We start from the raw sequence: 24,152 nt of genomic DNA, 5'->3' as shown, positions 1-24,152 counted from the left end.
TCCTTCGCTCCGATGCGGCCATGCTAGCACCGCAAACGTTAACTCAATCTTGGTGGGTTGATGGTGAAGTTGGGGCAATGGACGAGGAGCGCAGCCATGAAGGGCATCATCCTGGCCGGAGGGACCGGCAGTCGGTTGCATCCGGTGACTTTGGCGGTGTGCAAGCAATTGCTGCCCGTTTACGACAAGCCCATGGTCTATTACCCGCTGTCGGTGCTGATGCTGGCGGGCATTCGCGATATCTTGCTGATCTCGACCCCGCGCGATCTGCCGGTGTTTCAGGAACTGCTGGGCGATGGCGGCCAATGGGGCATCCGCCTGACTTACGCCATCCAACCCAAGCCCGAAGGGCTGCCCCAGGCTTTCACCATCGGCGCCGACCATATCGGCGATGATCGCGTCGCCATGATCTTGGGCGATAACATTTTCTTTGGCGAAGGCATGGGCAGCATGCTTGATCACGTCATCAGCCAAAGTTCGGGCGCATCCGCCTTTTGCACGCGGGTCACCGATCCTCAGCGTTACGGCGTGGTGGCGTTTGGCCCGGATGGCAAGGTGCGGGATTTGCAGGAAAAACCCAAGAATCCGCTTTCGGATTGGGCGTTGACCGGGCTGTACGTGGTCGGTTCCGATGTCGTCGAGCGGGTGGCGCGGCTCAGGCCTTCCTTGCGGGGCGAGCTTGAGATGGTCGATTTGCTCAAAGACTATCTGGCCGATGCGCAATTGGATGTGCTCAAGATGGGGCGGGGCTATGCCTGGTTCGACGCCGGCACCCATGACAGCCTGCTGGAAGCATCGGAATTTGTCCGCACGGTGGAAAGTCGTCAGGGATTGAAGGTGGCTTGTCTGGAAGAAATCGCTTTTAGCAAGAAGCTGATCGATCTGGATCAATTCACCGTCTTGGCCCAACGGGCCGGAGACACGGCGTATGGGCGCTACTTGCGCGGCCTGATCACCGAGTGGCGGGCCGATCATGATTGACGTGGGCCAGGGCCTGGGCGAGCGCCGTTATTTCTGTGCGGCCCATGCCGATCCAGCAGGGCAGCCCCAAAGTGGTCGCGGCCAGATGTTCGGTGATCGGCAATTGCTGACCATCGGCGAAAGCCGGATGGCGGTGCAGCGGGCCGCTCCACCAGCGTCGGGTTTCTATGCCGTGGTCGCGTAAGGCTTGTTCCATTGCCCAGGAATCGGCGAAACCGACGCAGGCGGTGCTGGTGACGTAAGCGTCGCCTAAGCCCGCCGGCCAGTGGGCGAAATCACCGACGGCGCGGCGCAGGCGCCCCAGCAGCGTCGCCAATCGGCGGCGGCGCTGGGGCCAGTGGTCAAGACCGGCCAGGGCGACGGCGGCATGATATTCACTAAGCTTGCCGTTGCCGCCCAAGGTGACCGATTGCCGGCTTTCATCCATGCCGAAATTGATGACGCGGACCATTCGTCGCAACAATTCTTCGTCGCGGCACAGGGCATAGCCGCCTTCGCCTGCCCCCAGCGCCTTGGTGGCGTGCAGGCTGACCACCGCCGGAATTTCGCTGGCCTGGACGGTGTCGAAGGCGGCGGCGGCGTCGATGATGACGGCGACGCTATGACGGCGGCGGAAATCCTGCCAGCCGAGCCAATCCACCGGATGACCAAAGGGACAAACCGGCATCACCGCGACCACCGGGCCGGCGGCGGTGGCCAGGGATTGCTCGGCCAGCTGCGGGGTCAGTTGGCCGTGTTCGGGGGCGACGTCGCAGAAAAAGGGGGTCAAGCCGGCCATCCGCGCCGCCTGGGCGGTGGCGGCGAACGACCATGACGGCATCAGGCATCTGCCGCCAGGCGGCAGGTCGTGCGCCAGCAAGGCGGCGGTCAGGCCGACGGTGGCGTTGGCCAAGGGCAAGGCCGGGGCGCCGTGGTGATGGCCAAGACGCAAGGCCAGTTCCTGGGCCAACGGCCCCATGTTGGAATACCAGCGATTATGGTCGATGCGCCGCAAATACGGCGCCAGGGCGCGTCGGGTCGGCAACAAGGGCCGCATGACCGGCAGGGAGAAGGACATAACCGTTCGCTCGCAAGGACTGATCGTCACACTCTACACAACCGGCGCAGCCGCGCCATGGTGTTCGACGCTGGGCATGGCGAACAGGCTGTGGCACCATCCGTCCGGGGAGCAATGATGTCAGGGGTTTCCATGCAGGGCAAGGTGGCGGTGGTGACCGGGGCGGGGCGGGGCATCGGCTTGGCCGTGGCGCGGCTGTTGGCGGCCCGGGACGCCACGGTGGTGCGGACCGGTCTGGGTCAGGAAGACGGCGACGATTATTTTCAGGCCGACATGGGCAAGTCCGATCAGGTCGCCGCCCTTTACCGCCATGTCCATAAGCGTTTCGGCCGTTTGGATATCTTGGTCAACAATGCCGGCATGCTGGGGGATGCCCGCCTGGGCATGATCGCCGACGAGATGATGGGGCGAGTGATCGACGTCAACCTGAAAGGGGTCATCGTCAACATCCAGGCCGCATCCAAGCTGATGCGGCGTTCGGGCGGCGGCGCCATCGTGTCGGTGTCGTCCATCATCGGCTTACGCGGCAATGAAGGGCAGGTTGTCTATGCCGCCACCAAGGCCGGCATTGTCGGCGTCACCTTGTCGGCGGCCAAGGAACTGGCGGCCGATCATATTCGCGTCAATGCGGTGGCGCCCGGATTCATCGCCACCGACATGATCGCCCATCTTGACGCCGAGACCACGGCGCAGCGCCTGGCCGCCATTCCTTTGGGCCGTGCCGGCACGGCCGACGACGTGGCCGAGGTCATTGTCTTTTTGTGTTCGGACGCCGCCCGTTATGTTACCGGGCAGGTGATCGGCGTCGATGGAGGCATGGTGCTATGAGCGGTTCGACCTGTTTCGTCATCGCCGGCGCCGGTGGATTGGGGCGCGAGGTGGCGGTCTATGCCCGCGAAGCCGGGCTTTCCGTCCGTGGCTTTCTTGACGATACCGATGCCGCCCCCGCCGGGTATGGGCTGGATATTCCCGTTGTGTCGACCATCGACGATTACCGCCCGCGGCCGCATGACGCGGTTCTGGTGGCGGTGGGGGCGCCCGCCGCCCGCGCGGCCATCGCCGGACGATTGACGGCGCGCGGCGCCCATTTCGGCTTGTTGGTTCATCCCTTGGCCTATGTGGCGCAGCCATCGGAATTGGCCCCAGGCTGCATCGTCGCGCCTTTTGCCACCATCGGGCTTAACGCTCGTTTGGGGCCGCATTGTTTGATCAATACCCATGCGGGCATCGGTCACGATTGCCGTTTGGGGCAATGCGTGGTCATCTCGCCCCACGGCGTGGTCAATGGCTTTGCCCATGTGCAGGATCACGTCATGGTGGGGTCGTCGGCGGTGGTGACGCCGGGTTTGAATGTCGGGGCCGGGGCGCAGATTTCCGCCGGTTCGGTGGTTCTGTCCGATGTGGCCGCAGGGCGGACGGTCTGGGGAAATCCTGCGCGGGCCTTGCCGCCGGCGCCGAAAACAGCGTGATACGATAGGGATCGAAGCATGGACGTGGCTGCGAAGCTGAACGAAGGGCGCGAATATCATCGTCAGGGGCGATTGGGCGATGCCGGGCGCTGTTATCAGGCGGTGTTGCAGGCCGATCCCGATAACGTTGACGCGCTTAATCTGATGAGCGTGCTGGCGCAAATGGCCGGCGACAACACCATGGCCGCCCAATTGGCATGGCGGGCCATCCAATTGCAGCCCGACTGGGCGGCGCCCTATGTTTCCTTTGGCAATGCCTGTCAGGCGGCGGGCGACGTGGCGCGCGCGGCGGATGCCTTTCAAAAGGCGGTGACGCTGAACCCGGAACAGCCCGAGGCCTACATCAATCTGGCCAGCGCCCTGAACGAACTGGGCCGTCACGCCGAAGCGGTGAAGATGGCGGTCGAGGCCATCGTCATCGATTCCTCGCTGCCCGAGGCCCATAACACTTTCGGCAATTCCCTGGCCGGCATGGACAGCCCGGAAGAAGCCATCGAGGCCTTTCAAAAAGCGGTTTACCTTCGTCCCGACTGGGACGCGCCGTGGTTCAATATCGGCACGGCCTTGGCGGCGCAGGACAAGCACGACGAGGCGCTGGCCGTCTATCGCCGGTCGATCGGCTTGGCCGACGCTCCGATCAAGCATTACAATCTGGCGAATTCCCTGGCCGCGCTGGGGCGGCTGAGCGAAGCCGAGGCGGAATATCGGATCGCGCTGGAACAAGCTCCCGGCTATGTCGATGCCCATAACAATCTGGGCACCACCTTGAAGGACATGGAGCGGTTGTCCGAATCCGAGGCATGCCTGCGCGCCGCCATCGAGCTGGCCCCCGACAGCCCGGATCTGCACTGGAATCTGGCCCTGACCTTGTTGATGCAGGGCAAGTGGGCCGATGGCTGGCGCGAATATGAATGGCGTTGGCGGATGCCGACTTTCCTGCCCTTCGCCCGTGATTTCGGCCGCCCGCAATGGGATGGCGGCGATGTCGCCGGCAAGACCGTTCTGGTCAGTGCCGAACAGGGATTTGGGGACGCCATCGAGTTTTGCCGTTTCGTGCCGCTGTTGGCGGCGCGCGGGGCGACGGTGGTGATGGAATGCCGGGCCGGGCTGAAGCGGTTGTTCGCCACCTTGGCCGGCGTGGAGCGGGTGGTCAGTCCTGGCGACGAATACGGCGCTTTTGATCTGACCGTGCCGTTGATGAGCTTGCCGCATCGTTTGCAGGCGACCTTGGCCGATTTGCCGGCGGCGCTGCCTTATCTGGCCGTTCCCGACGCGGTGGCGTCTTTTGCCGATGTGGCGGCGCAGCCGGGATTGAAGGTCGGGCTGGTCTGGGCCGGCGGCGCCAGCCGGCGCGATAATTCGCAGCGATCCTGCCGCGCCGCCGATTTCGCCCCATTGCTGGACGTGCCGGGCTGCCGTTTCTTTTCCTTGCAGGTCGGTCCCCTGGCCGACCAAATCGCCGATTTGCCCGGCATCGTCGATTTGGCTCCGCGCCTGGGTGATTTCGCCGATACCGCCGCCGCCATCGCCGCCTTGGATCTGGTGATTTCGGTCGATACCGGCGTCGTCCATCTGGCGGGGGCCTTGGGCAAGCCGGTGCGGGTCTTGCTGTCCAAGCCCTCCAACGGATTTTTGTGGATGCTGGGCATGGCCGATTCCCCGTGGTATCCCGGTGTGCTTAAAATATTGCGCCAACCGGTGGCCGGGGATTGGCCGACGGTGTTCGCCGGCCTGCGGGCTGAACTGGTCGCCTTGGCTGGACGATGAGGGGAGCCGCCATGCATTGGCATGACAAATTGCGCCAGGTTTTCCGCGACGCCTTGGATCTGGGGGCCGATGCGGAGGTTGACGGCTTGGCCTATCGCGCCGTTCCCGCCTGGGATTCGGTTGGCCACATGCGCTTGGTGGCGGCGCTGGAAAGCGAATTCGACGTCATGCTCGACACTGACGAAGTGATTGATCTGTCCTGCTTTGATAAGGCTTGTGAAATTCTGTCCCGCCATCTGGACGGGTAAGCCATGATCCTGGGGCTGACGGCGCCGGGACGGGACGGGGGGCTGGCCTTAAGCGAGCCGTCCTCGGGGCGGGCGCTGACATATGGCGCCTTGGCGGCGGCGGTGGCCGAACGCGCGGCGGAGTTGGCCGGTGACAAGCAATTGGCCATGGTTGCCGCGTCGTGTGGGATGGACGCGGTGGTCTGCTGGCTTGCCGCCATGCAGGCCGGTCATGCGGTGATGTTGCTGCCGCCCGATCTGGCGGCGGCTCGGCTGTCAACGCTGATCGAGCTTTACCGACCTGATTTGTTGTTGGGATGGCCGGAACAGTCGGGGTATGGCCCCGGTCCGGCCGGATTTGCCCGGCGGTTCCAACCCGATGGCGGTCTTTTGCACCCTGATCTGTGCCTGCTGTTGTCGACGTCGGGCAGTGCGGGCTCGCCGCGCATGGTGCGGCTGTCGCGCCGCGCGGTCGAAGCCAATGCCGGGGCCATCGCTGTGGCCTTGGCGCTTGGCGGCGAAGATCGCGTCGCCACCACCTTGCCGCTGTCATATTCCTATGGCCTGTCGCTGCTGCATTCCCATCTGGCGGCTGGGGCCGCGGTGGTGCTGAGTGATCTTTCGGTGCTGTCGCGGCCGTTTTGGGATTTGGCGGCCTCTTGCCGCCTGACCTCGTTGGCCGGGGTTCCATTTCTTTGGCAAAGTCTGCGCCGATTGGATCTGGCGGCTTTGGCGCCGCCGTCGTTGCGCTTTGGCACCCAGGCCGGTGGGCGGTTGGATCCGCGCCTGACGCTTCATTTCCACGATATATTCGCCCGACGCGGCGGCGGCATGATCACCATGTATGGGCAGACCGAGGCAACGGCGCGCATGACCGTGCTGTCCCCCGATCAATTGCCGGCCCGCGCCGGCTCGGTCGGTCGGGCCATTCCCGGTGGGGCGATCGCCATTGACGGCGGCGCGGTGGTCTATCAAGGGGCCAATGTGATGATGGGCTATGCGTGTGACCGTGCCGATCTTGCCTTGGCGGACCAGATGAACGGGGTGCTGCCGACCGGCGATCTGGGCCATGTGGACGAGGACGGCTATTTGTGGCTGGAGGGGCGGGCCGGCCGGGTGGTCAAGGTGGTCGGGTTGCGCCTGGATCTGGACGAGGTGCAGGCGCGGGCCGCCATGCTGGGGCCGACGGCGGCGCTGGTGCGCGGCGATGATCTGATCATGCTGATTGCCGGGGCTGTGCCGATGGCGGAGACGCGGGCGGCCTTCGCCGCCGATCTGGGGGTGCCGGCGGCGGCGATCCGCTGGCGCTCGGTGACGGCTATTCCGCTGGGGGGCAATGGCAAGGTGGATGTGGCGGCAGCGGAGGCATTGTTGTGACCGACTGGTTGCGGCGTCCGGATTTTTCCCAATCCCAGGCGGCGCGCGAGCGCTGGCTGGCGCCGGAGCTGGCGGCGCTGACCCGGCACCATCTGACGCATTGCCCCGAATATGGCCGTTGGGTGCGGGCGATGTTCGGCCCGGCCGGCGATTGGCCGCGGCTTGAAGATCTGCCGTGGTTGCCGGTGGGGGTGTTCAAGACCCATTCCCCCATCAGCGTGCCGGAAACAGACATTGTCGCCGCCGTCACCAGTTCAGGGACCGGCGGTCAGCCCAGCCGGGTGCGCTTGGACCGCGCTACCGCCGACGCACAGGTCCGCGCCTTGGCCGGCATCATGGCGCGCTTGACCGGCGGGGCGCGATTGCCGTTGCTGATCTTGGATTCCGAGGCGGTGCTGGCGCAGGGCTCGGCCTATTCCGCCCGTGCCGCCGGCATTTTGGGGATGATGCGGTTGGGGCGGGATGCGGTGTTTGCCCTGGATGGCGAGATGGCCTTGCGCACCGAGGCGGTGACCGCGTTCTTGCGTCGGTGGGGGGAGGGGCCGATGCTGGTGTTCGGCTTCACCTATATGGTTTGGGCCCATGCGCTGCCGGCGCTTGTCGCCGCCGGTCTGCGTTTGTCCGCGGCGGCCCTGTTGGTTCATGGCGGCGGTTGGAAGGCGCTGGCGGATCAGGCGGTGGACAACGCCACCTTCAAGCGCCGGCTGGCCGAGGAGATCGGGGTGCGGCGGGTGCATTCCTATTACGGCATGGCCGAGCAGGTGGGGGGGATTTGCCTGGAGGGCGAGGATGGTTTTCTGCATCCACCGCCCTTCGTCGATATCCTGATCCGCGATCCATTGACTTTGGCGCCCTTGCCGCCGGGCCGGCCGGGGCTCATTCAGATAATGTCGCTGTTGCCCCGGTCTTACCCTGGTCACAGCCTGCTGACCGAGGATATGGGCATGATTGAGACCATTGATACGGGGGTGTGGGGCGGCAAGGCATTTTCGGTGCTGGGGCGGCTGAAGCAGGCGGAATTGCGCGGGTGCAGCGATACTTTCGCCGCCAGAGGCCCGGCATGAGCGCCGTCACGCGTCTGGATGGTCCCGGCGGCACGATCGAGTTGACCGAACTGGAACACTGGTTCGCCGGTCCGGCGCATGCCTGCTTCGCCGAGACCACGGTGGCCTTGGGGCAGGAAATATCGCGTTCTCTGCTGGCCGATGCCGATCTGGGGCGGCGGGCGGAGGTGGTGGCCCTGGCCTTTTTCCTGCGTCAAAGCCATTCTCGCCGTTTGATCGCCCAAATCGGGCATGGCCTGCCGGATCGGTGCCTGGCGGTGCCGCGCGGGCGCTGTCTGGTGTTCGCCCCCGGCAATGTCGATACCATGTTCGTGTATTCCTGGTGGCTGGCCCTGTTGGCGGGCAACCGGGTCGCCGTGCGCTTGACCGGGCAGCGTTCGGCCCTGACCGACAGCATCGTCGCCGTGCTGGCGCGGGTGCTGGCGCAACCGGCTTTCGCCGTGCACGCTGCCGCCACCCGTCTGCTGTCCTGGCCGCACGATGATGCCGCCGGCGCGGCCCTGTCCGGGCTTTGCGATTTGCGGGTGATCTGGGGCGGCGATGCCAGCATTGCCGCCATCCGCAGTCATGCCTTGGGGCCGGCGGCGACCGAGGTGACTTTTCCCGATCGGCGGTCGCTGGCGGTCTTTGCCGCCTCGGCCTATCTGTCCCTGGAGCCGACGGCGCGCGATCGCTTGATCCGTGGCTTTGCCGCCGATCTGTCGGCCTTTGATCAGATGGCCTGTTCGTCACCGCGGCTTTTGGTATGGTGCGGCCCCGACGCCGAGCCGGCGGCGGCGGATTTCCGTCCCCGTCTGGGGGCGGTGTTGGCGCAATCCGAGCCGGCCATCGCCATGCGCAAATTGGTCAACGCCGCCCGCGCCGTGCTGGATGGCCCCGAGGCGGTGGTGCATCGTTTCGATGCCGGCTTGCTGGTGCTCAAGGCCGATGGGGCCGAGCCCGATCATTGTGGCGGCGGCATGTTGGCCGAATGGCGAATCGACGGACTTGAGCACTTGGCGGATCTTTTGGATCGACGGTACCAAACCCTGGTTCATTTCGGTTTTGACGGCGATTCCTTGCGGCAATTGGCGCGGCGGTTGAACGGCCGGGCGTTGGATCGCATGATGCCGGTGGGGAAGGCGTTGGAATTCGCTTCGGTGTGGGATGGGCACGACCTGTTGCGCGCCGCTCTCCGATTGGTCTGGATCGAGGAATAGGGAATGGATTGCCAATACGAACGCTATTTTCCCGAACTGGCCGGTCGAGCCTTGGACCCGTTGCAATATTATGAGGTCTCGTGGCAAGTGCGGCGGGAGGTCATCAATGACTTGATCGCCGAGGGGGAAGCGAGCTTGCCGCGTCTGCTGTCGCGTTTCGTCAATTTTGAAAAACGTTACGAGCTGCGCGGCCATGTCATGGAAGGGATGCCGACCGGCACCTTGGGGTACTTGCCGATCAAGGAGACGGGCACGGCGCTGGACCGGCTCGAAACGTGGCGTAAAGGGGTGTTGCGCGGGGGGGACAGCGAGTTTCTCGAGCACATTCAGTTCGACCTTTCCGGCATGTTGGTCGATTTCGCCGAAGGGGCCGACACCATCTTGGAACTAGGCTCGGGTTTCGGGTTGCAGCTTTTTCGGCTGTATCATGGCGGCGGCCCGGCTCAGGCTCGTTATGTGGGGGCGGAAATCAGTCCCGCCGGCCGGGATATGGCCGAATGTCTGGCGCGTTTGGAATCGGGCATGCGGTTCCAATCGGTTGCGTTCGATCTGCGGTCTCCCGATTGGTCGGTGTTGAATGGCAGCCGCAAAGCCTTGATCTTCAGCGCCTGGTCGCTGATGTATGTGGACCGTATGGCCGATGATTTCTTCTCGGCATTGGCCCAATGGCCGGGGGAGGCAACCTTGGTGTTCTGCGAGCCCGTCGGCTTTCAATGGGGAGCCGCTCATCCTTTGTCGCGCAAGCAAGCCGAAGTCTGTGCCCTGGGCAAGCTGAATGGTGATTTGAGCGCGGCCATCGGTAAGGCGGTCGCTGCCGGGCTGATCGAGCCCCTGGTGGTGGCCAAGGACATTTTCGCCAAGAGTTACACGGCCTTCGATATGTTCAGCGTCATCGTCTGCCATAAGCCGGCCGCATGAATTTCTTCATTTCCTTTTAACCAACCGGCGCGCATAGTATGCCTGTGGAAAAGCTCGGCAGGGCGACAGAAATAAAGTTAGCCTTGCCTGCGGTGGGTGTGATAGCCTCGCCAAGCTTGAAGCTGTTGATGAACACTCGACGCGCCTAAAAGGCAGTCCGTTCGGAGACATTGTTTAACTAGGCCGTCCAGAAGGGGGTGTGCCATGGCTGACTCTGTTACTCTATCCAATTCGATCCGCTCGAACCTGCTGTCGTTGAATCAGACTTCGACGATGGTGCAGCGCACCAATTCGCGCTTGTCCACCGGCCTGAAGGTTTCCAGCGCTATTGATGACGCGGTCGCGTACTTCCAGTCCAAGGGACTGAATGACCGCGCCGGCGATTTGACCGAGCGCAAGAGTGGTATCGACCAAGGTATTTCCGGACTGAAGACCGCTCTGACCACTCTGGAATCGGCCGAAAAGCTGATGGTCCAGATGAAGGGTGTTATTCTTAGCGCCAAGTCGGCGACTAACACCGAACGCGGCGATCTGGCCACTCAGTTCCAGACCTTGTCGGCTCAGGTCAACAACTTGGTTAACGACGCTTCTTATCAGGGTCTGAATCTGGTCAACGCCACCACGGCGCAGATGACCATTCAGTTCTCGGACAAGACCGCCGCTCAGTTGCAGGTCGATGGCGTCGATATGCGTGTTTCGCAGTTCGCCGGCTTCTCGACTGCCTCTGCTACCGCCAACGCGGTGTCGCTGTCGACTTTCGATACCACTTATGCCGGTAGTTGGACCTCGGTGTCGAATTCGGTGTCGGTGTTCGACAAGGTCATCGAAAAGATGGACTCGGCGATCAGCACCATTCGTACCAACGCGAAGAACATTGGTACCAACGTTGCCTTGCTGCAGACGCGTGCCGACTTCACCAAGTCCTATGTGAATACCCTGAAGGAAGGTGCGGACAAGCTGAGCTTGGCCGACCTGAACGAAGAAGGCGCCAACTTGGTTGCCTTGCAGACCCGCCAGCAGCTGGGCATTCAGGCCCTGTCGTTCGCCGGTCAGCAGGAACAAGGCGTGCTGTCTCTGTTCCGGTAATCCTTCGGAATGGTTTGAAGGGAGCGGCAGAGTTTTCTCTGCCGCTCTTTTTTTGTGCCGTCGTGTTGTTTGGTGCTGCCGGCTGGTGTGGCGCGAATGCTGCGAATCCGCCATTATTCACCCTTATTTAAGCGTTTCAGGGCGATACTTACAGACTATATTCGCGCCCTTTGCGGAGATGATTGTCCATGGCATATCCCAATTACGGTCAGAGCACTTACAAATCGATGCCGCAACCGGGAAACCCGCGCGAGACCGAAGCTTGGGCTTTGACCGAATCCGCCCGACGCATGTCTGTGGCGAAACAAGCCGATATTTCGGAAGATGATATGTTGGCGGCGGTGCGGTTGAATTGGCGGCTCTGGACGATCTTCCAGGCCGAACTGGCCGGGCCGGAATGCGCGTTGCCGCTGGAAATGCGTCAAGACATGCTGTCGCTGTGCAATTTCGTTGATAAACGAACCGTTGAGATCATTGCCGATAGTGATCGCAGCAAGCTTGATATTCTGGTCAACATCAATCGCCAAATCGCAGCGGGGCTGTTCACGGTGCCGCCGCCGGCCGAGGGTGAAACGGCAGAACAGGGTGTTCCTACGCCGTTGTCCACCAATGACATGGTCTAAGGGCCGTTTATCATCAAGCTGTTAGGGGATGTGAAAATGTCGGACACCTGGAATCCGTCTGCTCACCATGGGCTGTACGCCGAGGTCAAGGCGCTGCTGGATCGCAATGAACCCGTGGCGGTGATGGAATTGGCTGAAGCCGCCTTGGTGGAAGGACGGGAAGTCCCGGTGGCGATCTACGCATTGTCCGCCGCGTGTTATCGGCGCGGGTTGATTGGCAATGCCATTCAATTGATCTCGGATTATGCTGCAACGGGTGAAGTTCACCCCGATACCAACGAAATCCTGGCAATCCTTTATTGTCGGGCAGGTTTGCTGGCGAAGGCTCTTTATTACGGCAAAGAGGCTTCGATCACGCCCAAGGATGGACACCTGATCTGCTTTTATGGCCCGGATTTTCCCGAGTTCAGTGCCGCCTTGGCTGGTATCATCCAAAAGCCGTTGATGCGCAATGGGGTGGTTGCCCTTGATCGTGGCGATGTCAAAACCGCCATTGTTCACCTTGAACAGCATTTGCTGATTGATCCTTCCGATGTCGAGGCAATCGACCTTTACGCCAAGGCATTGATGCTGGCGGGCCAGCCCAACAAGGCGTTGGGGATGCTGCGTTCCTTGGTGACCATGGCCGGGCTGAAGCCGACCCTGGTCTCGCGGATCGGCGCCTGTCTGGTGTCCATGGGGCAGCTTGCTCAGGGCTTGGCCAATCATCGCACGGCTTTGGCCAGCGCTCCCGGCTCGATTGCGTTGTGGGGCAATGTGGTCGCCGACCTAGGGTTCCTTCCCGCCGATCGTTCCGATGTGGTTGCGTTGACGGCGGGTTGGGCCGCATGCGTCAACGCCAATGCGGTGAAGTCGCCACGGGCGGCAGCGGCCCTGCCGACGGGGGATCATTTTACCATCGCCTTCTTGTGTTCCAGCCCGCTGTCTGCGCTTGAACGCGAGATGTTGCTGATTTTAATCAATAATTTGGACAAGAGTAAATTTAGCACCTTGGGTCTGGGCTGCGGCGAACTGGAAGTTCAACACAATCTGCCGTTCCGCAATCTGTTCGACCGTTGGCGCAATGTGAGCGATTTGGATGTGCTGACCTTGGGGGCGTTGATTCGCGGCGAAGGTGTTGCCGTTTTGCTGGATATGGATGGCCTGCGTCAACCTGCCCGCGCCGGTCTGTTCTTGCGCAATTGCGCCCCGGTTCAAGCGGCGTGGCTGGGTGGACCGGTTCACGGAGCCGTGCCCGGAGCGACCATGCATATGGTTTCCGCCCCGCAAGGATTGCCGGGGGAATTGGTCCTTCCCGGCGGTCGGTATTTGTTGGATGTGGCGCGTTTCAATGCCGGTCCGGTGCCGTCCGCCCAGCACGGTATGTCGTTAGCGTTCGGCGCCGATGTCAGTATGGCCGAGATGAACCCGGATACGGTGGCGTTGTGGTCGCGGGTGCTGATGGCGGTGCCTGACAGCATGCTGTTGCTGCGTGATCGCGGTCAATTCAACGAGCAGGAAAGCATCGCCACCATTATTGATCTATTCGGCAATTACGGTGTTGCTCAGCGTATTGATGTCATTCGTGCCGACGTGCCGGCATTTTGTGCTCAAGTGGATGTGATTCTGGCCCCATCTCCGCATTTCGACGTGCTGGAATACGGTCGCATGGTGGCGGCGGGGATGCCTGTGATCGTCAAGCATGGCGGGGTGATGGCGATGGATTTGGCTGCAGCACTGGCGGGGACTTCGGTTTGCGACCGGATGGTTGCCGCGGACGAGGCGAGCTATATCGAGTTGGCGCGCTCTTGGGCGCAAACACCCGCCGAGTTGGTCGCGTTCCGCGGCGGCGCGCGCGCGGCGTTAGCAGGCTCTGTGGCTTTTAACAGTCAGGCTTACGCCAAGAGTTTTGGCGATACCTTGTGCGAACGTTTGACCGAGCTTCAAGAGAAGGCAGCTTCGGCATGATTAACCAGGGCCTGTACGATCGCAATCTTGGGTTCCTGCAAAAGCACTTTCCCCAGGTGTATGACCAAATAGCCATGCTGGATAACAAGATTTCTCAGCCCGTTATCGAAGATGGGGTGATTATCGACCTTAATCTCGGCAGCGGCAGATTGTACAAGGGCGATGGGCGGCTGACCGGGGACAGCCAGGCCGCCAGTTTCATCGCCGCGCCATCGCGCTCGGGGTATAAATCGGTCGAAGGCATCGCCTCGGACAGCATCGTCTCGCGCCGTTATTACGATCAGATCCACGAGGCGCTGAAAGATGTTGGCGTCGATGCGATTTCGCCCGAGCCGCTTGGCCGGGCAAGCTTCATGTTCACCTTCGGCATCGGCTTGGGCTTCCATCTCGCCCCCTTGATTGAGGGGGTGGATGTCGAGCATGTGGTTATCGTCGAGGCCGTGGATGAATTCCTGTCCTGGTCCTTGCGCGCCATTGACTGGAGTGCCCTGCACAAGGGCATGGAGGAACGTAACCAAGTTCTGCACTTGTTCGTAAACAGCGATCCTGTTGTTTTGGCCGGCAATATCAATCGGGTGATCGAAGCCGTCGGCGAGATGTTTTTGGATGGCGCCTACTTCTTCCGCCATTACCCCTTTTGGGCTTTAGATGAGGCCTATAAGCGAATTCGGTCGGAATTGCCGATGCGGATGGTGGGGCGCGGCTATTACGAAGACGAGCGCAAGATGATCCGCCATGGCGTGGTTAATCTGCACAAATTCGATCACTATCTCGTGCGCGGACAGTTCCGCCGCCGTCACGGTGTTCCTGCCTTCATCGTCGCTGCTGGTCCATCGCTGGACGAGTCCATTGAGTATTTGCGGCAATGGAAGGATCACGGCATCATCTTTTCTGCGGGGACCACGCTTCAGGCCTTGGTCAAGGCGGGCATCATGCCCGATTACCATATCGAGCTGGAAAACGTCGCCACCACCCATCAAGTGTGCATGCATATTTTGGAACAGCGGCCCGAGCTGTTTCCCGATGGCCGCTTCACCGGGACCAAGATGATTGCATCGACGTCGGTCAGCCCATTGGTGCCGCCTTTATTCGACGAGAATTACTTCTTCTATCGAGATTGCGCGGTTTCGACCACTTGTTTCGGCGAGGGTATCGAAATCATGAATGGCGTCGGTCCGTCGATCTCCAATACCTGTATTTCGGTGGCGGCGCGACTTGGCTTTGAAAATATGTATTTGTTCGGTGTCGATTGCGGTTGGCGTGATCCATGTAATCACCATTCAAAAAATACTATGTATTACACCTTGGATGGATTTAAAACGGATCGTTTTGATGGCGAGTTCAGCTCTCCTGGAAATTTCGGTGGAACCGTTTATTCAAACTTAATCTTTACCTGGACTCGTGACATGATCGAGCAAAAGGTGAAGCTGTTCGGGCTTAAGATGTTCAATTGTTCGGACGGTGCCTATATTCACGGGACAACGCCGAAGCTGCCCGAGAGCTTGTTCTTTGCCAATAAGCCATTGGACAAAGAAGCGGTTTTCCAACGGATCCGCGATGAGTCAGAGTTCTTTGCCGCGGGCGCATTCCTGGCGCATCACGATATGGCGCGCTATATCGCGGAAGTCGATCACCTGCGGGCGGATTTCTTGGCCTTGTTGGATCAGGCCGAGGCGGAGAAGATTGATTTCCGCCTCTTGGTTGCCCGCTTGACCGACTTCCACCGTGAAGGTTCCGCCGGCCCGTACAAGCACGTTTATGCGCTGTTCCAAGGTTCGATCGTTGGCTTCACCAAAGCCGCTTCCTATTTTATCAATCGCATCTACGCTGACGGCGAGCGGATAAAATTCTTGGAACGGTTTCTGGCGATTTATCGCAGCTTGCATGAAGAAATGCTGGACGAGGGACGGACAATTTTCGTTGAAGCCAAGATCATGGTCGAAGGTGGGGCGGAACCCGAATGGGCGGACGGCAAGCCGCGGGTGCCCGGTACATCTTACTGATCCATGCTTTTGACCAGTCCGGCGGCGGCCATTTTGTCAAAAATTGCCGCCGCCGACAGCGCGTCCATTTCCACCGCTTCAGCCAAGGCGATCAGGTCCAGACCGCCATCGGCATAGGCCAGCACATCGACCATTTTTTGTGCTTCTAAGTATGAATTCTTGGTGCTGATGGCAGGATACAGGCCGCGCTTGCCCAATTGCGGTTCCCCATACGAGGCGGTGCGCCAGAGCCGGTTGGCCTCGATGATCGACAGCATGCGGCGATGCAGGTCGAAGGACTTGCTTAATCCCGAGGCGCAGATCAATGACAGGTCATCACGCGAGGAATGATATTCCGGATAGGTGCCGTATTTTGACCGCATGACCGAACAGACCGGTAAATCGATGCCGGGCCAGCAATATTGCCGTTCATCGCTGCCGCGCTGCAAAAAGCTGTAGGTGTCGAATGCGCCGGCGTAATGGCGCAGCGCATGGCGGGCCGTTCGATCGGCCAGGGTGTCGCCCTGGCGTGATGGCAGATAAGACCAGGCGCGGTCGTCGCCGACGCAGGTCAGCATGAAGCCGGCAATGGTGTTTTGCTTCATGCCCGTCAGGTTCCGGCTGAGATAGGCGATGGCGCCAAGGGTTTCCGGGACGAAGACAAGGCGATAGCTGAAGCGGCGCGGGACCGAGGCCAGCCAACGGGCCAAGGCCGCCGCCAGAACCGGGCCGGATAATTCATTATTGGCCATGGATGGATGGCAGATATAGGTGGAAAGCAGGATTTCGCGGCTGTCTTGGCCGGGAATGAGCAGATCCGCGTAATCCATCACACCGGGCTGCAAGTCGGCGTCCACCACCACCCGATAGAGTCCGGGAGGCAGCGATTGCCGTTGCCGATGTGTTAGGCAAAACCCCCAGTTCCGTTTGTAATACGACGTCACATAGGGAATAGAATCGGGCTGGTCGGGATCGGAATATAGATGGTCTTGCAGTTCGGCCAGATCCATTACCCGGTCGACCGGTGCGGAATAGCCCATGACATGCAGGTTCTGGGCGCGAAAATCCACAGCGCGGTGACCATCGGCGTCAGCGATATAGGCGTCGCGGATGGTCCATTCATCCGGGATTGTCCAATCAAAGACCTGCGTCCCCGACGGCACAGTGTAACGGCGCAAACCAGGGATCAGGCGGCCCAGGTAATCCAGGGTCTGACGCACCCCTGGTCCGGTCAGGCTGCGGCAAAAAGGGAACAGCTCGGCGGCCCAGCCATACATCTCCTCACCGGTGGCCAGATGCTCCATGGCGGCTCTCCCGTTAACGCTGGCTGCTGTCGATGACCGGGCTATGACCGGCGGCGTGGGCTTCGGTCAGCAACCACGGGGCGTTTGGCAGGGCCTGGGCGACGCTGTCGAACACTTGACGGGCGGTGATGGCGAGCACCTCGCCCCGGCCCAGAGGACGCCAGCGCGCCACCCCCGTGGATTTGATGAGATCAACGAAGGGATGCGGGTCGTGTTCCAGGCGGTCATCGCTGAGATAGCGGACAAAGATTTCCCAATCCAAAGCACGGCTGTTTCCATTGATGGTCATGGTGCCGGCGAAAGCCTTGTCGAAACGATAGGGCACCGCCAATTGCCGCTCGACGTAATGCAACAAGGTGCAGCCGGGATGGTTCAGGCACAGCATCTTGCCGTTCTCGGCGGTGAAACGGTCGAAGGTGCTGCCGGGGGCGAAACTGTTGGTCGGCAGGTGGTGACAGAACCGGTCGGGATCGCGGCCAAGAAGCGCGACGGAAAAACACGGGTCGGCCGAGCGGACAGCGTCAGGACGGGTCCGCACCCATTCCGCCAGCAAGCCCATGGCCGATGGCGTTGTCGCCGGGTCAAAGGTTTGTTTGCGGCAAAAGGAATAGGTATAGGTCGGCACGATCAAGGTGCCGGTGGGGCCGATGGCGTCGGTGATGGCATCCAGATACATCTGCGCCAGTTCATGGCTGGAACCGATGCCTTCGGGCCGGCCGAACACGCCGATATTGCTGTGACAATAGACGGTGTCGCCGCGCTCGATCCCGGTCTCGTCAAGGACGCGGCGCAGATCGGCCAGGGTGTAATCAGCCATTGCCGCCTGCGGCGATCATGTGGGACAAACCGTTCAGACTGAAAAACTCGGCTTTTTGGAAGTCGCCGGACTGGAAGCGAAAGGGGAAATTCGCTTCGATGAAGCCGATCAGTTCGATGACCTCAAAGGAATCCAGGCCCGAGGTTTCCAGGTAACGGCTGGCGGGGTCGGCTTCGGTTCCGGTCTTTTCCACGAACCACCCTTGCAAGGCGGCCAGAATATCTTGTTCGCTCATGCTTTCTCCTGCTTGCGGATGACGGCTGATTTGACCTCGCAATAGGTGGCGATGCCGGATAGACCGGCCTCACGGCCAATGCCCGAGGCACCGAAACCGCCCACCGGCAATTCAGGGAAATTGTCTTGGGGGGCGTTGATCCACAAGCGGCCAGCCTTCAGGCGGCGGGCCACCCGCATGGCACGGGCTTCGTCGCCACTCCACACGCAGGCGGCCAAACCGAAGATGGTGTCGTTGGCTTGGGCGATGGCGTCGGCTTCGTCGGTGAAGCTGGCCATGGCCAGCACCGGGCCGAACACCTCGTCCCGCCACACGCTGGCATCGGTGGCAAGGTCGGCGAATACCGCTGGGCGCAGGGTCAGGCCGTCATTGGTGGGGCCGCCTTCGACGATGGTCCGGCCTTCGCTCCGGCCTTTGTCCATGAAGGCCACCACCTTGTGCCATTGCGGCTGATTGGCGGCGGCTTGAACCGGGATGAATGACGCCAGATCGCGGCGCAGCCGGGCTTGAAAATCGGCGGCGATGGTGTCTTGCACCAGCAGGCGCGAGGTGGCGATGCAGCATTGCCCGCCATTATGGGTGAAGCCATGAATGACGGCGGCGGCGGCGGCGTCCAAATCGGCGTCGGCGAAGACGACCACCGGACTTTTGCCCCCCAGTTCCAAGCTGACCCGCTTCAAGGTGCGGCTGGCGGCGGCCATGACGGCGCGGCCAGTGTCGGTGGAGCCGGTGAACGAAATCATCGCCACGCCGGGATGATCGACCAGCGGCGCCCCGACCTGCGGGCCAAGACCGGTGACGACGTTGTAGACCCCGTCGGGAAAGCCGGCGCGCTTCAATATGGCGGCGGTGGCCAAGCATGAACCCGAGGCGTATTCGCTGGGCTTGGCTACCACGGTGCATCCGGCGGCGAGGATAAAGGGCAGACGTTCGGCGGCGACGATGAAGGGGAAATTCCACGGCAGGATCAGGGCGACGACGCCGACCGGGTCATGCCAGACCAAGCCGGCACGGTTGTCGGCTAGGTGGGGATAGAATTGGCCATGCTGGGCGCGCAGTACGGCGGCGGCATATTTCCACAATTGTGCCCCGGCTTCGATTTCGCCCACAGCCTGATGCAGGGGTTTGCCGGTCTCGGCCGCTTCGATGGCGGCCAAATCCTCTTTTTCCGCCAACAGCAGACGGGCGGCTTCAAAGATCAGGTCGGAACGATGCGCCGGTGTCAGGTCCCGCCAGGAAGGATCGTCGCCGGCGCTTGCGGCGGCGGCGACAGCGGCGTTCACATCGACTTCGCTTCCTTGAGCAAAGCTGGCCACCAACTGACCGCTGGCCGGATGATGACGTTCGAGGCGGGGGCGCTGATTGGCGGCGATATCTGTGCCGCCGATGACCATGCCCCAGTGGTGGATCGTGGGCATGGGCGGTTACAGCGTGTAGCGGGAAACCAGGTCCCGCTTGATGGTTTTGCCGATCGAGGTCTTGGGGAACCACGGCACGGCGATCAGCTTGTCGGGAATCTCGATCTTGCGCAGGTTGGCGCCGAACAGATCCTTGGCCGCGTTTTCCATTTCGTCCATACCGACACCGGCGGCGGGAACATAGAACAGCACGATCTTGTTGCCCCAATAATCGTCGGGGACCGCCACCACCGAAACCTCGGCCACCTGGGACAGGGACAGGGCCAGGTTTTCGATCAGCCCCAGGCTGATGAATTCGCCGCCTTTTTTCACCAGATCATTCTCGCGCCCGGTGACGAACAGCCGTCCATCCTCGACATAGCCCAGATCGCCGGTGGAAAAATAGCCATCGGCATCGAAGGGCTGCGACAACCCGCTTCGGGTCAGATAGCCCTTCATCATGAACGGCGTCTTGACCAGGATTTCACCGGGGTGATTGGCATCGCTGCCGGCGCGGATGCTGGTTTCGGGGCTGAAGGCGCCGCAGGATTCAAACGCCAGCCCCTCGGCCCAGGATTGCACGGTGATCGAGCCGCCAATCTCGGTGACCCCATAACAGGTGCGCAAGGGCACGGCGAAAGTCTGGTGGAAGCGTTCGGCGACGCTGGGGTGCAGGGTCGAACTGGTCGAGATGATGGTCTGGTACTGGGCCAGATGGTCCAGCAGCTTGTCATCGCGGCGGTATAACTGGCACAGCGACAGGGCCATGGTTGGCGTCAGGGTTAGATGGTTAACCCCGTGACGGCGTGGTTCTTCCCAGAAACTCAGCATCTGCATCTGGGAAAATTTCTGCCCGAGCACGATGCGGGCGCCGGCCACCAGCGGACACAGGAACATATTGAAGATGCCGGCCATGTAGAACATGGGGAAGTGGTGATAGATCACCGATTCCGGCCCCAATTCCGATAAGGCGGCAAAGGATTTGGCGCTGGCCATAAGCGAGCCTTGGGTGTGGACGATGCCTTTGGGCTCACCGGTGGTGCCCGAGGAAAAGATGATCATCCATTCGGCTGCGTCGTCGGGGCCGGGCAGCGCCGCCATTGGATCGGCGGCCGGCGCGGCCAGCGTCGTCAGGGTGGCGGCATCGATCAGCATTTTGGGGGCGATGGTGGTGCGCAGGCCGGCGACACGGGCTGGCGGCAATGCCGGGTCCAACGGGCAGGCGGCGATACGGGCCAGGGCGCAAGCCACATAGAAGGTCAGCAACTGATCGGAATTTTCCGCCTGCACCAACAGGCGATCGCCAGGGCCGACGCCCAGTTCCCCCAGACGGCGGGCCATGTTGGCGGCGGCGGCGAACATCCCCTCCAGGCTGGTGGTGTGTCCATCGGCATGGGTCAGTAACACGGTGTCGCCGGGACGTTGGGCGATGTCGGCAAGAAGGGAAGCTGTCATGGCGCCACCACGGTCTTAGGGTTCAGACGAAAAAGTCGTAATCGTCGACGGGCGGTTCGTTGATGCCCTCTGCCGCCCATTTTTCCAACAGCAGGTTGGATTTGTGGCGGATGCAGTGGAAACTGCAATGGATAGCTGGGTTCAAGCGCTTCATCACCGAATCACGCCGGGCGCTTTCCCAGATTTCGCCCAGGCTTTGCTTGTTTGAATCGCCGATACGCATGTTCAGATTGCCGCGATGATAGGGGCAGACATAGACCCCGCTGGGGGTGACCACGGTTCGGGTGCTCGCCACCAAGCATCGGGTATAGGGCTTGATCTGGGTGGTGGCGCCGTCCAGCGATTCACCCAAGGTATAGGGCGAGATGATCTTGAAGGTGTCGGTTTGCAGATGGGCGATCTGCTTCATCTGCTCGGCGACGATGTCGTTGACCGATACCTGCTGGTTGACCAGGAAATGCATCATGTCGAAGGAGGGTTTGACCTCGAAGTAATCGCAGCCGACCTCTTTGGCCACATGGGCGGCGGCGGCGATGTCGCGGGCGTTGGTGGCGATCAGGGTGCCGGCTTCGTCGGTCTTGGACAGCACCAGGAAGGAATAGCCCAGCTTACCGGTCTTGCGCTTGCCCAGTTCGCGCATGCCCTCGATCACCGTGCCGAACATGGAACGGCCGTTGGGGGCGGGGCGGAATTCACGGAAGGTCTCGTCGGTGCCGGCATCGACGGAGATGCGCACCCATTTGCACTTGTTGGCCAATTGGTCCATGTAGCGGCTGATCAACGTGCCGTTGGAGGTCACCCCGACATGGATGTCGTTTTCGTGGAAATAGTCCACCAAGGTGCCGAATTCCGGGTGGGCCATGGGCTCGCCGCCACCGATCAGGACAACGGCGCGGACCCCCATCTCCTTGAATTCGCGGGCCATTTCCTTGATGCGTTCGCGCTCGAATCCACCTTGGTTCAGCAGATTGGCGCTGATGCAGTCGTGACAGGCCAGATTGCAGGCGGTGGTCGGGTCCATTTCGATGACCCAAGGATGCGAACGGCTGGGGTCGGCAAGCAACTCGCCAATACGATCGCGGATGGCGGACTGACGCAGCTTGCCCTCAAGCGAGAGCTCCCGGCCCTTTTCCATGTCTGGCCTCACACCTTCTGTGTAAACAACGCCCGCGACGGGGCAAAGTCGGCAAGAAATACCCGCGCCAAGCTTTGCCTGATCGCGATTTTTACCATTGGGCAAGGGTGTGGCCTGATCGGTAAAGAATCCCTTAAATCCCGTTTTTTATAAAGGGTTGGAGGTTCTTGCTCATGGCGTTATTATGGCGTCATCGGTGTTGCTCGACAAAAATCAATCATTCTGTGCTGTCCCGCGGAAGGTCTTTACGCAGGTCGATGTCGTTAGGGCCATGGCAGGGGCAGGAGAATATAAATGCCAAATAAAGCGCCGGTTATCGCCTTCGTCCATCTCCCCACCGTGCTGTACGGGCAGATTTTCGATTTGGGGGCCGATCCGCCCTATCTGTGCATGCCCCTGGGCATCATGTATCTGTCGGCGACGCTGAAGCAAAAATCCATCGCCGCCGACATCTTCACCATCGATTATGCCGTCGCCGCACGCGATCTGCGGCTGGACGTGATCGACGATGACCGTGATCTGTCGGCCTATCGCGATGGTCCCGAACTCTTCATCAACGAAGTGGCGGCGGAAGCGGCGGCGGGGCGGGTGCCCGACGTCATCGCCGTATCGCTGATGTTTTCCACCTCGCGGTTGATCGCCATGCAGATCACCGAGGCGCTCAAGCGCAAATGGCCCAAGGCCATGGTGATTTTTGGCGGCAACCATGCCACCAACGATGTGCCTTATCTGCTGTCGCACCCGGACGTGGATTACGTCTGCCGGGGCGAGGCCGATTGGGCTTTCCCCCAGTTTATCAATCAGTTGGCGGAAACCGACCGGCCGGTGGTTCAAGGCTTTTATGGCAAGGCCGACTTGGCCGAGGGCAAGGGCACCTGCGCCATTTGCGTCTATCCCGAGGAACTGGATGAATTGCCGTTCCCCGATTGGGCTATCATCGAGGTTGAATCCTATCAGGCGACCAAATCCAAGCGGAAACGCGATTTCGTCTCTGAGGTGGGAACCCGCAACGTTTCGATCATGACATCGCGCGGCTGCCCGTTCAGTTGCACATTCTGCGCCTCGCATTCAGTGCATGGACGGAAGATGCGGTTCCGCTCGGTGGACAACGTGCTGGCGGAAATGAACGAGATTTACCGCCGCTTCGGTGCCACCTTGTTCGTCCCCGAGGATGATCTGTTCACCGCCAACAAAAAGCGGACCTTGGCCTTGCTGGAAGGCATCCGCGGGTTGGATATCCCCGGACTGGAGATGGAATTCCCCAACGCCTTGTCGGTCAATACCTTGGACGAGGATGTGATCGATGCCTTGTGCCGTTCGGGCATGCGGCTGTTTTCGCTGGCGGTGGAATCGGGGTCGCCCCACACCCAGGTCCAGTTGATCAAGAAACGGGTCAATCTGGACCGCGCCCGCCGACTGGTGAAATACGCCAACGACCGTGACCTCTATACGCGGGTGAATTTCATCATCGGTTTTCCCAACGAGAAGATGGAGCATATCCAAGAGACCATCGACTTCGCCAAAACCCTGGGTGCCGATTGGTCGGTCATCCAGGTGGCGACGCCGCTTTTGGGCTCCGAGATGTTCGACCAGTTCAACGCCATGGGGGTGTTGGATTTCGACAGCCGTAATTGGGAAAACACCTATTGGGATCGCGGTTTCGATACCGAAGACTTCACCGCCAGTGAATTGGTCGAGGTCGCCTATCGTGCCAATCTTGAGGTTAATTTTCTCAATAACCGGCAGATGCGGCTTGGCCAGTGGGAATTGGCCATCGGCGTCTTCACCGACGTCGCCGATCTGCACCCCTTCCATGTCATCGCCCATTACCTGATCTTGCAATGCCTGGAGCATCTGGGGCGCAACGTCGAGGCGATGGAGCGTCTGGCCCATATCCGCCATCTGGTGGAGACGGTGGATTCCTCGGCCGACATGCTGCGAAAATACGGCGATCTGGTGCCTGAACTGGTCAGCCGCCTAGGGCAAGTGGACGCTCGCGCCGCCTCGTCCCTGGTGGCGTGACGATCTGGTCGGGGCGGGCAGGGTTCCGCCCTTGACCCGGGTTCTTGCGCTGGTTAGGTTTGCCGTCCATCCTTTTCACCATTCGGACGG

General features: G+C 61.2%; 21 protein-coding genes. 14 read left to right on the top strand and 7 right to left on the bottom strand.

Going from position 1 to position 24,152, the window contains the following annotated elements; all coding sequences use genetic code 11:
* Positions 1-96 precede the first annotated feature (96 nt).
* Complete coding sequence (rfbA, locus tag KEC16_RS06525) at positions 97-981, top strand: glucose-1-phosphate thymidylyltransferase RfbA (RefSeq protein ID WP_211547067.1); 885 nt, start codon at positions 97-99, stop codon at positions 979-981.
* Here the strand turns inward: rfbA and KEC16_RS06520 are convergent.
* Positions 953-2,038: a DegT/DnrJ/EryC1/StrS family aminotransferase gene (locus KEC16_RS06520; protein ID WP_211547065.1), complete on the bottom strand. Its 1,086-nt coding sequence runs from the start codon at positions 2,036-2,038 to the stop codon at positions 953-955. The genes rfbA and KEC16_RS06520 overlap by 29 nt on opposite strands.
* Before the next feature lie 132 nt (positions 2,039-2,170).
* Here KEC16_RS06520 and KEC16_RS06515 point away from each other — a divergent pair, with 132 nt between their 5' ends.
* The 12 genes from KEC16_RS06515 (at position 2,171) to KEC16_RS06460 (ending at position 15,718) form a co-directional block, all read left to right on the top strand.
* Entirely contained in the window at positions 2,171-2,866 is a 696-nt protein-coding gene (locus KEC16_RS06515; protein WP_211547063.1) for an SDR family NAD(P)-dependent oxidoreductase, read from the top strand.
* The gene (locus KEC16_RS06510; protein ID WP_211547061.1) at positions 2,863-3,507 is read left to right on the top strand and encodes a NeuD/PglB/VioB family sugar acetyltransferase; all 645 of its coding nucleotides are present in this window, start codon (positions 2,863-2,865) and stop codon (positions 3,505-3,507) included. Before KEC16_RS06515 ends, KEC16_RS06510 begins: the two co-directional genes overlap by 4 nt.
* An 18-nt stretch (positions 3,508-3,525) precedes the next feature.
* Entirely contained in the window at positions 3,526-5,274 is a 1,749-nt protein-coding gene (locus KEC16_RS06505; RefSeq protein ID WP_211547059.1) for a tetratricopeptide repeat protein, read from the top strand.
* A gap of 11 nt (positions 5,275-5,285) precedes the next feature.
* The gene (locus KEC16_RS06500) at positions 5,286-5,522 is read left to right on the top strand and encodes an acyl carrier protein (RefSeq protein WP_211547057.1); all 237 of its coding nucleotides are present in this window, start codon (positions 5,286-5,288) and stop codon (positions 5,520-5,522) included.
* Positions 5,523-5,525: 3 nt separating this feature from the next.
* Entirely contained in the window at positions 5,526-6,878 is a 1,353-nt protein-coding gene (locus tag KEC16_RS06495; RefSeq protein ID WP_211547055.1) for an AMP-binding protein, read from the top strand.
* Complete coding sequence (locus tag KEC16_RS06490) at positions 6,875-7,942, top strand: LuxE/PaaK family acyltransferase (RefSeq protein ID WP_211547053.1); 1,068 nt, start codon at positions 6,875-6,877, stop codon at positions 7,940-7,942. The genes KEC16_RS06495 and KEC16_RS06490 overlap by 4 nt, the downstream gene beginning before the upstream one ends.
* A complete protein-coding gene (locus KEC16_RS06485) occupies positions 7,939-9,141 on the top strand; it encodes an acyl-CoA reductase (protein ID WP_211547051.1) in 1,203 nt (400 codons plus the stop codon). The genes KEC16_RS06490 and KEC16_RS06485 overlap by 4 nt, the downstream gene beginning before the upstream one ends.
* Before the next feature lie 3 nt (positions 9,142-9,144).
* The gene (locus tag KEC16_RS06480; RefSeq protein WP_211547049.1) at positions 9,145-10,059 is read left to right on the top strand and encodes a class I SAM-dependent methyltransferase; all 915 of its coding nucleotides are present in this window, start codon (positions 9,145-9,147) and stop codon (positions 10,057-10,059) included.
* A gap of 204 nt (positions 10,060-10,263) precedes the next feature.
* The gene (locus KEC16_RS06475; protein ID WP_211547047.1) at positions 10,264-11,145 is read left to right on the top strand and encodes a flagellin; all 882 of its coding nucleotides are present in this window, start codon (positions 10,264-10,266) and stop codon (positions 11,143-11,145) included.
* 188 nt (positions 11,146-11,333) lie between these two features.
* On the top strand, positions 11,334-11,768 hold the full coding sequence (locus KEC16_RS06470) for a flagellar biosynthesis regulator FlaF (protein ID WP_211547045.1): 435 nt from the start codon (positions 11,334-11,336) through the stop codon (positions 11,766-11,768).
* A gap of 36 nt (positions 11,769-11,804) precedes the next feature.
* Complete coding sequence (locus KEC16_RS06465; protein WP_211547043.1) at positions 11,805-13,715, top strand: tetratricopeptide repeat protein; 1,911 nt, start codon at positions 11,805-11,807, stop codon at positions 13,713-13,715.
* Positions 13,712-15,718, top strand: coding sequence for a motility associated factor glycosyltransferase family protein (locus KEC16_RS06460; RefSeq protein WP_211547040.1), 2,007 nt, complete (start codon positions 13,712-13,714; stop codon positions 15,716-15,718). Before KEC16_RS06465 ends, KEC16_RS06460 begins: the two co-directional genes overlap by 4 nt.
* On the opposite strand, the gene KEC16_RS06455 is transcribed toward KEC16_RS06460, so the two are convergent.
* The 6 genes from KEC16_RS06455 to KEC16_RS06430 are packed head-to-tail and all read right to left on the bottom strand — an operon-like array spanning position 15,712 to position 22,040.
* A complete protein-coding gene (locus tag KEC16_RS06455; RefSeq protein ID WP_211547038.1) occupies positions 15,712-17,001 on the bottom strand; it encodes a DUF4910 domain-containing protein in 1,290 nt (429 codons plus the stop codon). The two genes, KEC16_RS06460 and KEC16_RS06455, sit on opposite strands and share 7 nt — an antisense overlap.
* Before the next feature lie 13 nt (positions 17,002-17,014).
* Entirely contained in the window at positions 17,015-17,818 is an 804-nt protein-coding gene (locus KEC16_RS06450; protein WP_211547037.1) for an AAC(3) family N-acetyltransferase, read from the bottom strand.
* On the bottom strand, positions 17,811-18,053 hold the full coding sequence (locus KEC16_RS06445; RefSeq protein ID WP_211547035.1) for an acyl carrier protein: 243 nt from the start codon (positions 18,051-18,053) through the stop codon (positions 17,811-17,813). The genes KEC16_RS06450 and KEC16_RS06445 overlap by 8 nt, the downstream gene beginning before the upstream one ends.
* The gene (locus KEC16_RS06440; protein WP_211547032.1) at positions 18,050-19,471 is read right to left on the bottom strand and encodes an aldehyde dehydrogenase family protein; all 1,422 of its coding nucleotides are present in this window, start codon (positions 19,469-19,471) and stop codon (positions 18,050-18,052) included. Before KEC16_RS06440 ends, KEC16_RS06445 begins: the two co-directional genes overlap by 4 nt.
* 6 nt (positions 19,472-19,477) lie before the next feature.
* A complete protein-coding gene (locus KEC16_RS06435) occupies positions 19,478-20,905 on the bottom strand; it encodes a class I adenylate-forming enzyme family protein (RefSeq protein ID WP_211547030.1) in 1,428 nt (475 codons plus the stop codon).
* A gap of 22 nt (positions 20,906-20,927) precedes the next feature.
* Complete coding sequence (locus tag KEC16_RS06430; RefSeq protein WP_211547029.1) at positions 20,928-22,040, bottom strand: radical SAM protein; 1,113 nt, start codon at positions 22,038-22,040, stop codon at positions 20,928-20,930.
* A gap of 294 nt (positions 22,041-22,334) precedes the next feature.
* On the opposite strand from KEC16_RS06430, the gene KEC16_RS06425 reads away from it, so the two are divergent.
* Positions 22,335-24,062: a B12-binding domain-containing radical SAM protein gene (locus KEC16_RS06425; RefSeq protein WP_211547027.1), complete on the top strand. Its 1,728-nt coding sequence runs from the start codon at positions 22,335-22,337 to the stop codon at positions 24,060-24,062.
* Positions 24,063-24,152: the final 90 nt, after the last annotated feature.

This window comes from Magnetospirillum sulfuroxidans, assembly GCF_018224925.1.
GTDB classification, from domain to species: domain Bacteria; phylum Pseudomonadota; class Alphaproteobacteria; order Rhodospirillales; family Magnetospirillaceae; genus Magnetospirillum; species Magnetospirillum sulfuroxidans.
Note: the sequence above shows the minus strand (reverse complement) of the source record. Positions and strands in the feature narration are given on the sequence as shown.

What these genes read in the sequence shown, in the direction of transcription:
- rfbA (WP_211547067.1), top strand. Translation starts at nt 97, where the DNA reads ATGAAGGGCATCATCCTGGCCGGAGGGACCGGCAGTCGGTTGCATCCG.
- KEC16_RS06520 (WP_211547065.1), bottom strand. Translation starts at nt 2,038, where the DNA reads ATGTCCTTCTCCCTGCCGGTCATGCGGCCCTTGTTGCCGACCCGACGC.
- KEC16_RS06515 (WP_211547063.1), top strand. Translation starts at nt 2,171, where the DNA reads ATGCAGGGCAAGGTGGCGGTGGTGACCGGGGCGGGGCGGGGCATCGGC.
- KEC16_RS06510 (WP_211547061.1), top strand. Translation starts at nt 2,863, where the DNA reads ATGAGCGGTTCGACCTGTTTCGTCATCGCCGGCGCCGGTGGATTGGGG.
- KEC16_RS06505 (WP_211547059.1), top strand. Translation starts at nt 3,526, where the DNA reads ATGGACGTGGCTGCGAAGCTGAACGAAGGGCGCGAATATCATCGTCAG.
- KEC16_RS06500 (WP_211547057.1), top strand. Translation starts at nt 5,286, where the DNA reads ATGCATTGGCATGACAAATTGCGCCAGGTTTTCCGCGACGCCTTGGAT.
- KEC16_RS06495 (WP_211547055.1), top strand. Translation starts at nt 5,526, where the DNA reads ATGATCCTGGGGCTGACGGCGCCGGGACGGGACGGGGGGCTGGCCTTA.
- KEC16_RS06485 (WP_211547051.1), top strand. Translation starts at nt 7,939, where the DNA reads ATGAGCGCCGTCACGCGTCTGGATGGTCCCGGCGGCACGATCGAGTTG.
- KEC16_RS06480 (WP_211547049.1), top strand. Translation starts at nt 9,145, where the DNA reads ATGGATTGCCAATACGAACGCTATTTTCCCGAACTGGCCGGTCGAGCC.
- KEC16_RS06475 (WP_211547047.1), top strand. Translation starts at nt 10,264, where the DNA reads ATGGCTGACTCTGTTACTCTATCCAATTCGATCCGCTCGAACCTGCTG.
- KEC16_RS06470 (WP_211547045.1), top strand. Translation starts at nt 11,334, where the DNA reads ATGGCATATCCCAATTACGGTCAGAGCACTTACAAATCGATGCCGCAA.
- KEC16_RS06465 (WP_211547043.1), top strand. Translation starts at nt 11,805, where the DNA reads ATGTCGGACACCTGGAATCCGTCTGCTCACCATGGGCTGTACGCCGAG.
- KEC16_RS06460 (WP_211547040.1), top strand. Translation starts at nt 13,712, where the DNA reads ATGATTAACCAGGGCCTGTACGATCGCAATCTTGGGTTCCTGCAAAAG.
- KEC16_RS06455 (WP_211547038.1), bottom strand. Translation starts at nt 17,001, where the DNA reads ATGGAGCATCTGGCCACCGGTGAGGAGATGTATGGCTGGGCCGCCGAG.
- KEC16_RS06450 (WP_211547037.1), bottom strand. Translation starts at nt 17,818, where the DNA reads ATGGCTGATTACACCCTGGCCGATCTGCGCCGCGTCCTTGACGAGACC.
- KEC16_RS06445 (WP_211547035.1), bottom strand. Translation starts at nt 18,053, where the DNA reads ATGAGCGAACAAGATATTCTGGCCGCCTTGCAAGGGTGGTTCGTGGAA.
- KEC16_RS06440 (WP_211547032.1), bottom strand. Translation starts at nt 19,471, where the DNA reads ATGCCCACGATCCACCACTGGGGCATGGTCATCGGCGGCACAGATATC.
- KEC16_RS06435 (WP_211547030.1), bottom strand. Translation starts at nt 20,905, where the DNA reads ATGACAGCTTCCCTTCTTGCCGACATCGCCCAACGTCCCGGCGACACC.
- KEC16_RS06430 (WP_211547029.1), bottom strand. Translation starts at nt 22,040, where the DNA reads ATGGAAAAGGGCCGGGAGCTCTCGCTTGAGGGCAAGCTGCGTCAGTCC.
- KEC16_RS06425 (WP_211547027.1), top strand. Translation starts at nt 22,335, where the DNA reads ATGCCAAATAAAGCGCCGGTTATCGCCTTCGTCCATCTCCCCACCGTG.